We start from the raw sequence: 14172 nt of genomic DNA, 5'->3' as shown, positions 1-14172 counted from the left end.
CTGCAAAAAGTGTTTAAACATCGGTTTTAAATAGAAAAGCCCGGAGTTGATTCCAGGCTTTTTTGTTGGGTTATATTTTCAGATTAATCTCCGAAAAGGGATTTCAGAAACTTGCGGTGCTTCTCCTTGTTTTTCTGAACCAGAAGCGGAACACCGAAAGCATAGTCGACCATCTTATCGGTAAAATCGTGACCGACAATACTGCTCAGTTTCTTTGATTTGGACGATACGATTATAAAATCGACCTGATCCTTCACAACCTGGTTGTAGACTTCATCAGCTACTTTTCCCTTTTTATGCAGAGTGAGAACAAAATTCACCTTATCAGAAATACCGTTCTCATTTATAAACTTCTGCATCTTCTTCTCAATCTTCGAGTCAACCTCACGCTTCTCTTCATCGGAGAGAGTGTACGGAAAGAACTGAGCCCGATATCGATAGATATGCTGTGCTGTTACATTTTCATCGTTCACCAGAGCTTTTGCCGTTTGTACGGACTTTGCTGACTGTTCAGAAAAATCAACCGGGACCAATACCTTTTCAAGGTTATAACGGCTGTTCTCCGGAACAAATAGAATTGATGAGGAGACATATTTGAGAATTCGACGCGGAACCACTCCCTCTCCTGCATAACCGATCTTTTTCCCCATCAAAATAAGGTCGGGTTCTAAGGAGTTGGCCAGATCAATGATTTGATCGGTGGGTTTTCCCTGTTTGATGACAATTCTTATTTCGATGGAGTCATCATCAAAATGGCCCTCAACTTTTTCCTTGAGTTCGCCGCGAATCAGATCGAGAAACTCCTCTTCGGTCTCAATTTCCGGGAACTGTTCAACAATTTCGAGTGCTGTTGGTCCCGATTCAACCGTATGGAAAAATGTGATGGTTTTGGGTTTCACTACCGATGTTAAAAATGCAGAGTACCCGATCAGGATTTCGTCCATGTTGGACAGATCGAGGCACGCTAACCAGTGTTTTGAATCTTTCATAATTTCCTCACTCCGATTTTCTTTGTTTTTTAATAGCATTCATGACAAGGTCTCTGTAGGACTGACGCTCTTTGTCTCTGTCCTGACGCATCATATCCTGATGTTCTTTGTGCAGACCCCGTTGCAGACTGTAACACATTACCAGCAGAACTATAACAAATGGCAATCCTGTACTAATGGCTCCCGCCTGAAGTGCAGTCAGACCTCCGCCAATCAGGAGTACCGCGGCTACAAGCCCCTCGGTGGATGCCCAGAAAATTCGCTGTCCAACCGGTGCATCCAGTTTACCGCCACTTGTAAGTCCGTCAATAACCAGTGAGCCGGAGTCAGAAGATGTAACGAAGAAACTCAGAACCAGAATAATTGCCAGGAACGATGTGATAATAGCCCATGGAAACTGATCCAGCAGGATGAATAGTGAGGTGGTTTGATCTGCCTCTACCGCGGCTGCAATTTCTGCAATTCCGTTGGTTTCGAGATAGAGTGCGCTCCCGCCAAATCCACTCATCCATAAGAAGGTAATGAGAGTGGGGACAATTAGAACTCCCAAAACGAACTGTTTAACCGTTCGTCCCCGTGAAATTCGGGCAATAAACATACCTACATAAGGCGACCATGAAATCCACCAGGCCCAGTAGAAAACAGTCCAGGTAGACATAAACTCACCCTCTTCGTAAGACTGGGTCCAGAATGCATAGGATGGGAAGTTCTGTGCATAGTGGCCGATATTCTGTACGAATGATCCTAAAATATAGAGGGTTGGCCCCACAACCAGGATGAAAAGCAGAAAAAGTGCAGCAACACGAATGTTGAATTCACTCAGCACTTTTACCCCTTTATCAATTCCGAGTACAACAGAAACCACTGCGACTGCCGTTACACCGATAATGATCATTACCTGAAGGTTGGTTGTGTTCTCGAGCCCAAAAACATACTCGATACCGGCACCGGCTTGAGAAGCCCCCAGGCCGAGCGAAGTTGCAAGCCCGAAGAGCGTTGCAAGAACGGCAAGTATATCGATAACATCACCGATCCATCCATCAATTCGATCTCCCAAAATTGGGTAGAATACTGATCGGAAGGAGAGGGGCAGGTCGCGGTTAAAGGCAAAAAATGCAAGTGCCAGGGCTACAATTGCATAGACGCCCCATGCATGTAAACCCCAGTGGAGAAAGGTAACACCCATTGCATCGCGGGTGGCAGCTATTGTACCGGCTTCGGCGTGAGGCGGATAGAGCAGGTGCCACATCGGTTCAGCCACGGCAAAGAACATCAAGCCGATTCCCATACCGGCGCTAAAGAGCATGGCAAACCAGGCCATCGTGCTGAAGTCGGGCTCGGCATCCTCTCCTCCAAGCCGGATTCCTCCATACTTGCTGAACGCAAAGTAGAGTGCAAAACCGATGAAAATATTAACGGCAGCTACAAAGAGCCAGCTTGCCCAATCTGTTATACTGGATTGAATTGTACTGAACACCTCCTCTGCAGCTTCCCCGGTAACTAACGTTCCGACGATCAAAAGTGTAATTAAAATGACCGACGGCCAGAAAACCGGCTTGTGAATGTCAAAGTATCGGTTAATACCGGTTTTTTGAGACTCCGGTTTGTCGTCTTGTCCTCGTAAAGCCATACGTTTATTACCTTTAAGTTAAGGTTAATGAGCTTGGCGACTCTAAAATGGTAAATTTGGTATGCACCGCCAAATCACCCGCAAAGGGTAATTGGTAGTGCAGTTTGCATTGACAATTCAATCGCCAAGATAGATTTGATCTGTTACCAAATTAGAAGTAGTACCCGATGTTGATGTTGAATCGAATGTTATACTCTGAGTCACCGAGTCCAAGGTCTTCGTGACCGGGCCCAACACCAACTCCAAAGTTGTCGGTAAGCCAGGGTTGATTAACACCTTGCGCAATATCAAAATAGGTGAAGACTGGGCCAGCAGTAACCATGAAGCCTGTAATATTTTGAATGGTGTGCTGAAAATTGTCATCCAGCGTTAGCTGATCACCGGATGCGAGAGTTGTGGTTCCCTCACCAATTGTATTCTGCATATAGCTGAAATCATTATAAAAGTTAATGTTGGTTACCGGTCCCCAGTCAACATCGTATGAGTAGGAGAGTCCAAGAGTCGCAATCCAGGCTTCAGTGGAGACCTCGTATGGAATTCCATAGGCTCCCATATAAACGGTGCTAAGATCTGTTCCCGAATCATCCGCTACATCCATGCCGTAGTACAGGAATTGCGGTTTGATATTGATGTTCCCAACGTTGTAATCTGCATGAATGGCAAATGCGTATTGACTGTCCATCTCGTCACGGACGGAATTGTAGAGCTGTCCATACTGAACAGACGCCCCAAACTCTCCGCTATCGAACTGATAGGCGCCGCGAACATTAAATTGGTTTCTCTCAGTGAGGGAGGCATCGTCGCCAGGAATTACGTCATAAGAGTAACGGCCGGACCCGCCAACGCCAAAGTTTCCGTCACCGCCAACCGGGCCTTCAGGATCAGCCGAGAAGAAATAGGCAAAATCCCACTGCATGTTATTTGTGGTATGGGTGAATTTTATTCCCATATCATGATCATCTTCAAGACCCACATAATAAGGGAGGCTAAACCACCAGTTATTGGAGTTGTACTGAATGTTACCAAACGGAACCTGCGTAACACCTAATTGTACCTCTGTATTTTCGGAAATAGAGTAATCAAGCCATCCCTGTTTAATGAAATGAGTACCAAACGTAGGGTAGAACCGATATTCGAAATTCAGCCCGATTCCTCCGGGGTTATCATATAGAACATTAATTCTCCAAGTGTCCCATGTGAACTGAGAACTGTTTGCATCGATATCGCTCTCGTAACTTTGAAGAAGCAAGTTATAACGCAGCGCGCCACCGACATGGAGCGATGACTCGTCGTCAGATTGTGCTTCGGCAATGAACAATACACCCGAAAAGAGTGTAAAAATAATGCCGATTAGTAAGGAAGTAATTGCTGTATGTAATTCTCTCATTGTTAACTGTTTAGTTAGCATTGATTTACGGCTTCAGAAACATATAAGGGGAATAGAGCCGGAATCATTCCAATAAAAAAGGAATGCTTTCAAAGCGTTTCCATGTTGCCTGTGAAGATTAATTAAATGCAGAATGAGCAAATGAATACACTGATCTGGTATCGAAACGATATAAGAATTAAAGACCACGAACCGCTCTTTAGAGGAGCAGAAGAGGGAAAGATAGTCGCATTGTACTGTTTTGATCCAAGGCACTATGTAAAAACGGAGCACGGTTGGCCCAAAACGGGCTCATTCAGGTCACAATTTTTGATTGAATCCCTGATCAGTTTGCGGGAGAGCCTGAAAAAAGCCGGTGGAAATTTGGTTGTTCAGATGGGTAAGCCAGAAGATGTAATTCCCCGACTGATAGAAACCTATCATATCGATCAGCTCTACTACCATGCTGAGGTTACATCTGAGGAAAAGCAGGTAGAAAAACGTATTGAAAACTACGTAGATATACGTATAAGAAAATTTTGGGGACATGAGATGTATCAACCCGATGATCTGCCTTTTGCTCCTGTCAAGATTCCGGATGTTTTTACGCAGTTTCGAAAGAAAGTGGAGAAAAAAGGTGAAGTTCGGAAACCTCTGCCGGTTCCTGAGAATATAGAGTTTATCGAAATAGACGATCCGGGTGAGTTGCCCGCTTTAGATGATCTGGGCCTTCAGAGCGTTGAACCGGATGGTCGAGCCGTGCTAAAATTTAAAGGCGGAGAGGATGAGGCGTGGGAAAGGTTGAATCACTACTTCTTTAAAAGTGATGAGCTCAGAAACTATAAATTTAAGCGAAATGGTCTGCTGGGTGCTGATTTCTCGTCTAAGTTTTCTCCCTGGCTGGCTCATGGCTGTATTTCTGCAAGATCTATTCACAATCAGATTGAGAAGTATGAGAACGAGGTTCATAAAAATGTATCTACATATTGGATGAAGTTTGAATTGATCTGGCGCGACTACTTTCGATACTCAGCCCGCAAGCACGGCGATAAAATTTTTAAGCTGGGTGGCATTCAGGAGAAAAACCTGGAAAAACGAACAGATCAAACCAGGTTTGAGAAGTGGAAGGAAGGAGAAACGGGAATCCCGTTTATAGATGCAAATATGCGTGAGTTGAAACGGACCGGATACATGAGCAATCGGGGAAGGCAAAATGTAGCCAGCTTCCTTGCACAAAATCTCAACTTTGACTGGCGCTGGGGCGCCGCATGGTTTGAATCACTGCTGCTCGACTACGATGTATGCAGCAACTGGGGAAACTGGGCGTATAATTCAACCGTGGGACACGATCCCCGGAACCGTTACTTCAACATTGTTGGGCAGGCACAAAAATATGACTCCGACGGAGAGTATGTGCGTCACTGGCTGCCGGAGCTGAAATATGTGCCGGATGAGTTTGTGCACGAGCCGTGGAAGATGAGTGAAGATCAGCAAAAGCTGAATGAGTGCATTTTGGGTAAGGACTCTCCAAAACCTATGATTGATCTTGAGAAGAGCTATGAGGAGGTTAAAAAACGAGACTGAGTAGACAAAGATCTCTCGATGCATTCGCTTTGCTCACCACTTTCTTACGATTGGCTGCTGTCATCTTAACCGAACGAACGGAGTGAGAGAGTGGAGAGATCTCCTATTGAAATGCACGGGGTTAGAATAAAGAGATCTCTCTGCGTTCTCTTACTAGAAAAGCCCCCCTTTGATGTGAATTCAACCAAACAATTTCTTTAATTAACATACATTGAAAACCAGATCAACAGCCATCAAAAAATGATATTATGCCCAAAAAAGAAGTGAAAGAATTTACAGTAGATGGAAAGAAGATAACCTGTCCGGTTTGCGATCACGATCAATTCTGGACGCGCCGTACGCTGATGAATACACGGGGTGCCAGCTTTTTCAGTTTCGACTGGCTGAACCGTGATGCTCTAAATAAGATATGTGACAACTGCGGTTATGTATATTGGTTTTACAGGCAGCGTATTGAGGATGATTGATAATCAGCAAAAGTGATGGTATAGTTGTTTTATCAAAATTTGAGCCTTACGGTAATATATGGATAGGGATTCTTTTGATCGGATAGGAAGGAGCTGAAGCTACTCCCGGAAGATAAATAACGCGGATTCGAGATAAAAAGCCAATGTTCAGTTTTTTTTCGTTGCTCCGATAATGGCCCCTGTCAACCCACCAACTGCACCCAAAAGTAAGGCATTTAAACCGGCAGATTCAGCTCTGCTATCATACGTGAACATACAATCAAACCAACCCTCTGATACACACTCTGTGTATGTTATCGCTCCAATCAGTCCGCCGAGTACAGCTCCGCTTCCCAAACCGATTAATGCACCGCGACCGGTTCTTCTCCTGATTCCCGTATGAACTTCAAGTTGTTCAATAGTATGATATGGAATATAAATGATTCGATTTCGGTAATTAACGGCTATATCAAATTCAGTTAATTCTTCAATTGTCCCAATAATGGGGCCTTCATCAGTCAGTAACGAGCTCACCCGAACAGTTGATCCCGGTTTAAGAATGTCTGATTGGGCGTTGATGGATTGTGCTGTGATGGAATACAGCATAAAAGTGATCGAAATAAAGATTAGACACTTCATTACACCCACGGTTGTAGTAGATAGGTTAAGACAGGAACGGCTGATGAATCAGAAATATTTTCCAATTTGAAGTAATGAAAGATTTAACAATAAGTATACTTTATCTTGAAGTGATTAAATGCGTAAATCCACATTATACTGAAGAGTGATATGAAAAGAGAGATCCGACGAGTTTTAACCATCACGGCGTTTGCCTTTTCTACATTGATACTGATTGTTATAATCAACCAGATTATTCAGTTTGCAAACTATTTGGGAGACCTTCACCCGGTGCTGGGACAGGTTTCACTTGTAGTATTTTTGCTGATTGCCACTGTAGCGGTATTGGCCCCGGTTTGGCTTTACATCAAACTTCCCGGCAGGTTGATTCCTCCCGACTCCGATGAGGGACCTGAATTTGATCGCTACATAGAAAAACTGACCATTCGGCTGAGGCAGAACCCCATTGTGAAATTGGATCAGATTGAGGGCGTGGATCATGTTCAACAGGCGATCCATCAATTAAATCAAGAGTCTGACAAGTCAATCAAACGCACAGCTAAACGAGCTTTTATCACAACTGCCATCTCACAAAACGGCGCACTTGATGCGCTTTTTATACTGGGTCTTCAAGTCCGTTTGATTTGGGATATTGCCCACATCTATGCCCAGCGGCCTACCATAAAGGATTTAGGTTATCTCTACACCAATGTGATGGTGACAGCCTTTATCGCCAGCAGTATAGATGAGGCGGAGTATTATGAAATTGTGGAGTCGTCGATGAGTCAGGGTGTAGGGGCTGCATTTTCCCTGGTACCGGGAACACAGATGGTAGTCAGCTCGGTATTGGCCGGGAGTTCGAACGCATTCTTAACATTGAGAGTAGGCAAGGTTGCTCAACAATATTGCGGCACGCTTGTTAAAAAACGCCGTCAGTCAATTCGGAATTCGGCAACGGCAGAGGCGGCCAGGCTGCTCGGTGGAATCGTGTTAGATGGAACCAAACTTGTTGTGAAATATATCGGAACTGCACCGCTTAAACTGGCAGGAAAACCATTCGGTTGGGGTAAGAAAGAGAAAACTTAATTCTTTATAGAAGTAGGAAAAGATCGAGTATCATTGCCGGTACTTACCGATTAACTACATCGGGACAGGCTTCTCGTCCCTGAATCTGAAGTATGTTGGCGATAGTGGTTTAATCAAAATTATGGGTGCGGAAAAACTCTAAGTGACCCCGCCGGGACTCGAACCCAGATTTAAAGCTTAGGAGGCTTTCGTTCTATCCTGTTGAACTACGGAGTCATTTCTATTCTATTCGATAGATGAAAAAGGTAATAAATTTCAGGATTGATGGTTGATTAAGGAGTGTGACTTTACCGTAATTTATTGCTCATATTGATCTGCATTTAGAAATCTCTTTATATTTACATCACTTTTTTATGCCGGAGTAGCTCAGGGGTAGAGCAATTCTCTCGTAAAGAATAGGTCGTCGGTTCAAATCCGATCTCCGGCTCGGTTTTCAAACAGTGTGAGTAGGTGTCGCTCCTGCGGAGCTTTTTCAGAAATTTGAGATCAGATCTTATTCTACCCATGTTTCGTCCCGATGGGTCGAGCTAATCTAGCGTAATTCGTCAAATTTTTGAACGAAACTAAAACTGCTCCGGATGGAGCAGTATACTTGTAACAGCAGGAACCCCGTATACCAAGTTAGCGCCGTAGGTGCGGCTCAAAAAGAGCCTCCTATACATTAACTAACTGCTACGCTTGTGGGGCTGCGGCCTCTGGATCTTTCCCAAAAAACTTCAGAATGAAGTAGAGGATAACCAATCCTGCCAGCAGTCCCCAAAACGGATGAATCCAGTCGAATGCCGCCGGTAGTTCACCGACAATGAGGGCTACAAAAGCCACAACCAGCGCATAGGGTAGCTGAGTTCTTACGTGGTCAATCAGATCACAGGCAGAAGACATCGAACTGAGAACCGTGGTGTCTGAAATTGGGGAACAGTGATCACCAAATACAGCACCTGCCATCACAGAACTGACTGATCCAAGCAGAATTCCGTAGTGTTCGCCACCTGCGAACCCAACTCCGGCGCCCATTGCAACAGCCAATGGCACAACGACCGGGAAAAGAATAGCCATGGTTCCCCATGATGTTCCGGTTGAGAATGCGGTAACGGCAGCTATAAAAAAGACAAGACCGGGTAAAAGTGCCAGCGGCAGTGAGTCTTCCAGAAGTCCGGCAAGATAAGTTCCGGTTCCGATCTCCTGCGTAACACCTCCAAGTCCCCAGGCTAATATCAGAATGATGACGGCCATTAACATTGATTGCATACCGCCAACCCAAGACTCGAGTGCCTGGTTGAGTGTCAGAATTTTTTGAAATACAACCAATCCTATCGCTACAGCACACCCGGTAAATGAGGCCCAAAGCAGGGCTGCAAACGGATCGGCATTTCCGATAATGTTTGTCAGTCCGCCTTCGCTCGGCGCAAGACCGGCGCTGCCTGTGGAGTAAAGTCCGTAGAGGGCTACTAAAATTACAGAGATTACCGGAAGCCCCGCATTGTACCACCGCTTGGGTTTGTCTTCTTTGGGCTGAAGGCTCGAAAGACTGGTATCGGTTGCCGGCATAGAGCCCGGACGAATCACACCGCCACCTGATGCGGCTCTTTTTTCAGCATCGTACATCGGGCCGAATTCTCTTCTCATAATAATCGTCATCAGCACAAAGGCGAGGGCAAGAATAGGATAGAACAGGTAGGGAACGGAGTGAAGAAAGATCGTAAAAGCGTTTTCAGCACCGGCCATCAGTTGAGCAGATAACTCCGGGTCAGCTGTCTGGTCAGCAATACCGGACAGTGAGTTTTGAATCTGTGTGATTTTAAAACCAATCCATGTGGTTATCACAGCACTTACTGCCAAGGGTGCAGCGGTGGAGTCAACAATATAGGCCAGTTTCTCTCGGGAGATTTTAAGCCGGTCGGTCATGGGTCTCAGTGCATTTCCCCGAATCAGCGTGTTGGCGTAATCATCAAAAAAGATAAACAGTGCGGATGCCCAGGAGAGAAGCTGGCCTTTTTTCCGGCTGGTGGCAAATTTTCCAAGAACATCAACGGCACCCTGAGTACCTCCACCGCGAGACATTACCCCAACCATTCCGCCGAGAAGTAAACTGAAAACGATAATGGCAATGTGATCCGCGTCTACCAGGGCATTAACTAAAAGGTCGAGTGATTCGGCCGTTCCGGCAAACGGGTTGAGACTGACAAGAAAGAGGGCGCCGATCCATATCCCCGCAAAGAGTGATAATACCACTTCGCGGGTAATCAAGGCCAGCCCGATTGCCACGATGGGTGGGATTAAACTGATCCATGTTCCGTAATATCCATTTTCGGTTGGTTCTGCCTGCATCATTGCGTGTACATCGAACCAACCGAACAACAAGGTGGAGAGGAGGATAAAGCCGATTAAAAAGCCAAATTTTTTCATCACTGAGCGTTATGGGTAAACATTTTTTCTGCTCTGAAAATAGAAGGATTGTCATTAAATACAATCCCCAAAAAGAGTTCAGTTACATTTTTTAGTGAATATCTGACTCTTTTGCGGTATTGGCCGATCACCGGTCGATAGTCATTCCGAATTTTGATATGTTTAGAAGACATTGGCGATGCAATAGTAGCGCCTTAATCGGGTACAAAATTGAAATAAATCATTGACAAAAGGCAACAGATCCAAAAAGCGATTTAGCAGAAGACGTGCTGCATTGGTTAAAACCATTGAGGAGAAGGGGATTAAGAATCAGCAGGTATTGCAGGCAATTCACTCCATCCCTCGCCATCTTTTTGTTGACACCGCTTTTGAGAACAGGGCGTATGAGGATTCCGCTCTTCCGATTGGGAACGGGCAAACGATCTCGCAACCCTACACAGTTGCAGCTCAGACAGAGCTGCTGGAAGTGCAAGAGGGAGATAAAATTCTTGAGATTGGTACCGGGTCGGGGTATCAGTCTGCTGTACTATGCGAACTGGGAGCTGATGTATATAGTGTGGAACGGCACGATAAGCTTTACCGAAGTGCCAAAGAGATCTTGCAGGAATTGGGTTATCGGCCTCATTTGAAGCTGGGTGACGGAACCCTCGGCTGGAGTGCATATGCACCGTATGATGGCATAGTGGTGACCGCCGGTGCTCCTGTGGTTCCCGAAGATTTGATGCACCAACTAAAAATTGGCGGACGTTTGGTGGTTCCGGTCGGAGATCAGAAAAGCCAGGTGATGATCCGGATTACCCGTACCGGTGAGGATGAGTTTAAAGAAGAGAGACTGAATCATTTTAAATTTGTACCGCTTATTGGAGAGAAAGGCTGGGATTAGCAACGATCTTGACATTGCGAATTCGTTCCCATAAAAAATTGATTCGGTCGGCAAAAATCTTACAAAAGAGTCGTTTATGAATTACAGAAGCAGAAAACCCGTTCAAATCTAATCTTTGTTAAAAAATTGGCGTAATCAACTACCTACTTATGCGTCAACTGTTTAGCCTGAACCTCCCAAAAATTGTTTGATTCTGCTTGGGAACGCTCAATTTATGAAAGGGGGTTATGTGTGCAATCTGATACAAAACGAATTTAAATCAGATCCTTAACCCCAAATAAAAGAAACAGTTATGAAATGATTTAAAATGACGAGTATGCTTGCTCTGGCAGTTTGCTTTATGGCCATGGCACCGTATACTATTTCAACCTCAGATCACGATCATCACGATATTGTGAGCCTTGCTCAGGATACAGATAATCTTTCCACACTGGTCGCTGCGATCGAAGCAGCCGGATTGGTGGATGTACTGAAAGGTGACGGACCATTTACAGTATTTGCCCCAACAAACGAAGCGTTTGATGCACTCCCGGATGGAACGTTAGAAAGTCTATTGATGCCGGAAAACCGCGATCAACTCGTTGAAATTCTTACCTACCATGTGATTCCTGCAGAAGTGATGTCCGGCGATTTGAGTGACGGCATGATGGCCGAAACTGTGGAGGGTTCAGAAGTAACCATCTCTTTGAGTGATTACGGAGCAAAAGTAAATGACGCCAATATTGCTTCAGCTGATATAGAAGCATCAAATGGCGTGGTTCATGTGATTGACGCAGTAATTCTCCCACCGGAAGACAATTCAGGCTATTAATCACTATCCTTTTATTTTGATTGACCGAGCCCGACTCTTTGCAGAGTCGGGTTTTTTTGTGCGAAATAATTTTCAGTTGCTTTTACGGAATTTATATTCTACACTTGTAGAAACAGTTCTAACAATGTAGAGTTATGAAACTATCAAAATCTGAAGAACAACTGATGCAGTACATCTGGAAACGCAAAAAGGCGTTTATGAATGAACTGCTGGAGATGTATCCTGAGCCGAAACCTGCAAACACTACAGTAGCCACCCTATTAAAAAGGATGAAAGACAAAGGCTACATCGATTATGAGCAGATGGGGCGATCACGACAATACTATCCCACGGTAAATAAATCGGACTACTTTTCGCGCCATTTAAAAGGACTGATCAGAAAATACTTTGACGATTCGCCTTCCACATTTGCTTCCTTTTTTACTCGGGAAACTGACCTGACGGAGGATCAGCTTAAAGAGCTGCAGGATATTGTTGAGCAAGAACTGGAGAGGAGGAAAAAATGATTATTTACCTGATCTATTCAATGATAAGTCTGGGAGTGCTCCTGCTTTTTTATCATCTGTTTTTGGAAAAAGAGAGGATGCACAAGGTGAACCGGGGATTTCTGATCTTCAGTCTGCTTTTTTCCTTTACAATTCCTCTGATACCGATTGGATTAATTGATCTGCCAACTGATCAATTGAATTTCTTTAGTCAAACAACAGTTCAGGAATCCGGTAGTTTCGTAATGCTTGACGGTGATTGGGTGAATGCTGATGCAGAATCTTTGGCGGCAAATGAAGAAGTGCCCGGCCCGCAAGCCTATTCTTATTGGATGACCGTATTACTGGTTTATCTGATTGTTTCTGCAGGGCTGTTTATTCGTCTGATTCGAATCATTGACAGAATTCAGCTAAAAGCCGATCGGAATGAGAAAAGACTGCTGCATGGTTGTGAAATTATTCTTCTGAATGAGAATGACGTTCCTTACACTTTTTTTAATCAAATTTTCTTGAATAAAAAGAGCTATCTGAATGGAGAGATTCCGGAAGAGGTGATTATTCATGAGATGACCCACGCAAAGCAGAAACATACATTGGATGTGTTATTGATTGAGTCTTTGAAGATTCTCTTCTGGTTTAACCCGCTGCTCTATCTCTATAAAAAAGCCATTCTGCTAAATCACGAGTTTCTGGCAGATGAGGCCGTCCTTTCACATGGGAAAAGCGTGAAAGCGTATCAAAATATTTTGCTAAAAACGATGCTGATTCGTCCGGCCCATAGTCTGACGAGTACGCTGAACTACTCCCTCACCAAAAAACGACTCCAAATGATGACACAATCAAAATCTGCCTTCCGATCCGTATTGAAAGTCCTGGCACTCATGCCGCTGCTTGCAGCCATCACCCTGCTGCCGGGTTGCGATTCCACAACCACCGAGGCTTCTGATGAAGTTGAAGTCGTAGATGAGGTCAGTATTGAAATCTTAAATGATGAAGGATTGCTGGTAAACGGCAATCAAATGACGTTAACTGAGCTGGAGAGCTATTTGTCAGATCTGCCCGAAAGCCCCGACTTGGTTCGGATGAAAGTTGATCCGGACGCTGCTTTTGGAACGGTTACAGACGTGCAAACCGTCCTTCGCAAATACGAAGCATTGAGGATAAACTACTCGACAACCGGAGTTGAGGGAAGCAATGAATTGGAAAGAGTTACCAACGAATTTTTGGAAGCAGCCAATCGGTATATGGAGATTGAGGCGGATCCGTCAAATGCAGAAGAGCTGATTCAAAAATATAACGAAGTTTTGGAGCTCTATGAGGCAATTCAGTCTTTAGAAACTGATGATCCGAATTCACCTCCGCCGCCACCGCTGGTACCATCACCTGAAAAGCGTTTGGATATCAGCGGGAATCTGGAAATCAGCGGGGATCTTACATTACCTCCAGCTCCTCCTGCACCACCTGCCCCTGTGAAAGAAGGAGACCTGATGCAGATTTTGATGAACCGTCAGGGAATGCTCTTGATGAACGAAGAGCCGGCTGAACTGAATGACGTGAGACAGAATATTAAAAAGTTTGTGGAAACAAGTGCCTCAACTCCATCCCAGGCGGTAATAGGAATTAAGACAGATCCCTATACACCATATGATCAGTACAATGAACTATTGGATGAAATCAGGGCGGCATACGGTGAACTAAGAAATGAGGCTGCACAAGCTCAGTTTGGCACGTCATTTTCAAATCTGGAAGAGAACAGTTCCGATAGAGAGACTATCCGGGAGACCTATCCAATGAAGCTATCGATTGTACCTCCGGAGAAAAATTAATGGTATCTAAAAACTGATTTATTCATTTTGGTAAAAAATTAA

At 44.6% G+C, this 14172-nt stretch carries 12 protein-coding genes and 2 tRNA genes; 8 read left to right on the top strand and 6 right to left on the bottom strand.

Going from position 1 to position 14172, the window contains the following annotated elements; genetic code table 11:
* Positions 1 to 83: 83 nt before the first annotated feature.
* The 3 genes from BG260_RS00255 to BG260_RS00245 form a co-directional block, all read right to left on the bottom strand.
* The gene (locus tag BG260_RS00255) at positions 84 to 989 is read right to left on the bottom strand and encodes a universal stress protein (protein WP_069129936.1); all 906 of its coding nucleotides are present in this window, start codon (positions 987 to 989) and stop codon (positions 84 to 86) included.
* Between the two features lie 7 nt (positions 990 to 996).
* Positions 997 to 2619 carry a BCCT family transporter gene (locus tag BG260_RS00250; protein ID WP_069129935.1) on the bottom strand — a complete coding sequence of 541 codons (1623 nt, stop codon included), beginning with the start codon at positions 2617 to 2619 and terminating at the stop codon, positions 997 to 999.
* A 151-nt stretch (positions 2620 to 2770) separates the two neighbouring features.
* Positions 2771 to 4006, bottom strand: a complete 1236-nt coding sequence (locus tag BG260_RS00245; protein ID WP_069129934.1) for a hypothetical protein — start codon at positions 4004 to 4006, stop codon at positions 2771 to 2773.
* A 141-nt stretch (positions 4007 to 4147) separates the two neighbouring features.
* Between BG260_RS00245 and BG260_RS00240 the strand changes: the two genes are divergently transcribed.
* Positions 4148 to 5569: a DASH family cryptochrome gene (locus tag BG260_RS00240; RefSeq protein WP_218089702.1), complete on the top strand. Its 1422-nt coding sequence runs from the start codon at positions 4148 to 4150 to the stop codon at positions 5567 to 5569.
* A gap of 248 nt (positions 5570 to 5817) precedes the next feature.
* Positions 5818 to 6036: a hypothetical protein gene (locus BG260_RS00235; protein WP_069129932.1), complete on the top strand. Its 219-nt coding sequence runs from the start codon at positions 5818 to 5820 to the stop codon at positions 6034 to 6036.
* A 147-nt stretch (positions 6037 to 6183) separates the two neighbouring features.
* On the opposite strand, the gene BG260_RS00230 is transcribed toward BG260_RS00235, so the two are convergent.
* The gene (locus BG260_RS00230; protein ID WP_141691487.1) at positions 6184 to 6654 is read right to left on the bottom strand and encodes a hypothetical protein; all 471 of its coding nucleotides are present in this window, start codon (positions 6652 to 6654) and stop codon (positions 6184 to 6186) included.
* Between the two features lie 150 nt (positions 6655 to 6804).
* On the opposite strand from BG260_RS00230, the gene BG260_RS00225 reads away from it, so the two are divergent.
* A complete protein-coding gene (locus BG260_RS00225; RefSeq protein WP_069129930.1) occupies positions 6805 to 7719 on the top strand; it encodes a DUF697 domain-containing protein in 915 nt (304 codons plus the stop codon).
* A gap of 143 nt (positions 7720 to 7862) precedes the next feature.
* Here BG260_RS00225 and BG260_RS00220 read toward each other — a convergent pair.
* A tRNA-Arg gene (locus BG260_RS00220) sits at positions 7863 to 7935 on the bottom strand.
* A 139-nt stretch (positions 7936 to 8074) separates the two neighbouring features.
* Between BG260_RS00220 and BG260_RS00215 the strand changes: the two genes are divergently transcribed.
* Positions 8075 to 8146, top strand: a tRNA-Thr gene (locus tag BG260_RS00215).
* A 245-nt stretch (positions 8147 to 8391) separates the two neighbouring features.
* Here the strand turns inward: BG260_RS00215 and BG260_RS00210 are convergent.
* A complete protein-coding gene (locus BG260_RS00210; RefSeq protein ID WP_069129929.1) occupies positions 8392 to 10125 on the bottom strand; it encodes a Na+/H+ antiporter NhaC family protein in 1734 nt (577 codons plus the stop codon).
* Positions 10126 to 10348: 223 nt separating this feature from the next.
* Here BG260_RS00210 and BG260_RS00205 point away from each other — a divergent pair, with 223 nt between their 5' ends.
* The 4 genes from BG260_RS00205 (at position 10349) to BG260_RS00190 (ending at position 14130) form a co-directional block, all read left to right on the top strand.
* Positions 10349 to 11008, top strand: a complete 660-nt coding sequence (locus BG260_RS00205) for a protein-L-isoaspartate(D-aspartate) O-methyltransferase (protein ID WP_069129928.1) — start codon at positions 10349 to 10351, stop codon at positions 11006 to 11008.
* 307 nt (positions 11009 to 11315) lie between these two features.
* Positions 11316 to 11819 (top strand): fasciclin domain-containing protein, encoded by a 504-nt coding sequence (locus BG260_RS00200; protein WP_069129927.1) that lies wholly within the window; start codon positions 11316 to 11318, stop codon positions 11817 to 11819.
* Between the two features lie 134 nt (positions 11820 to 11953).
* Complete coding sequence (locus BG260_RS00195; RefSeq protein ID WP_069129926.1) at positions 11954 to 12325, top strand: BlaI/MecI/CopY family transcriptional regulator; 372 nt, start codon at positions 11954 to 11956, stop codon at positions 12323 to 12325.
* Positions 12322 to 14130: a M56 family metallopeptidase gene (locus tag BG260_RS00190; protein WP_069129925.1), complete on the top strand. Its 1809-nt coding sequence runs from the start codon at positions 12322 to 12324 to the stop codon at positions 14128 to 14130. Before BG260_RS00195 ends, BG260_RS00190 begins: the two co-directional genes overlap by 4 nt.
* Positions 14131 to 14172: the final 42 nt, after the last annotated feature.

The sequence above is a fragment of the Rhodohalobacter halophilus genome, from assembly GCF_001715195.1.
Taxonomy (GTDB): domain Bacteria; phylum Bacteroidota; class Rhodothermia; order Balneolales; family Balneolaceae; genus Rhodohalobacter; species Rhodohalobacter halophilus.
This window is presented reverse-complemented; position numbering and strand designations above follow the sequence as displayed.

Bases quoted from the DNA above. Each gene is read 5' to 3' on its own strand.
- BG260_RS00255 (WP_069129936.1), bottom strand. From the start codon at position 989: ATGAAAGATTCAAAACACTGGTTAGCGTGCCTCGATCTGTCCAACATG.
- BG260_RS00250 (WP_069129935.1), bottom strand. From the start codon at position 2,619: ATGGCTTTACGAGGACAAGACGACAAACCGGAGTCTCAAAAAACCGGT.
- BG260_RS00245 (WP_069129934.1), bottom strand. From the start codon at position 4,006: ATGAGAGAATTACATACAGCAATTACTTCCTTACTAATCGGCATTATT.
- BG260_RS00240 (WP_218089702.1), top strand. From the start codon at position 4,148: ATGAATACACTGATCTGGTATCGAAACGATATAAGAATTAAAGACCAC.
- BG260_RS00235 (WP_069129932.1), top strand. From the start codon at position 5,818: ATGCCCAAAAAAGAAGTGAAAGAATTTACAGTAGATGGAAAGAAGATA.
- BG260_RS00230 (WP_141691487.1), bottom strand. From the start codon at position 6,654: ATGAAGTGTCTAATCTTTATTTCGATCACTTTTATGCTGTATTCCATC.
- BG260_RS00225 (WP_069129930.1), top strand. From the start codon at position 6,805: ATGAAAAGAGAGATCCGACGAGTTTTAACCATCACGGCGTTTGCCTTT.
- BG260_RS00210 (WP_069129929.1), bottom strand. From the start codon at position 10,125: ATGAAAAAATTTGGCTTTTTAATCGGCTTTATCCTCCTCTCCACCTTG.
- BG260_RS00200 (WP_069129927.1), top strand. From the start codon at position 11,316: ATGACGAGTATGCTTGCTCTGGCAGTTTGCTTTATGGCCATGGCACCG.
- BG260_RS00195 (WP_069129926.1), top strand. From the start codon at position 11,954: ATGAAACTATCAAAATCTGAAGAACAACTGATGCAGTACATCTGGAAA.
- BG260_RS00190 (WP_069129925.1), top strand. From the start codon at position 12,322: ATGATTATTTACCTGATCTATTCAATGATAAGTCTGGGAGTGCTCCTG.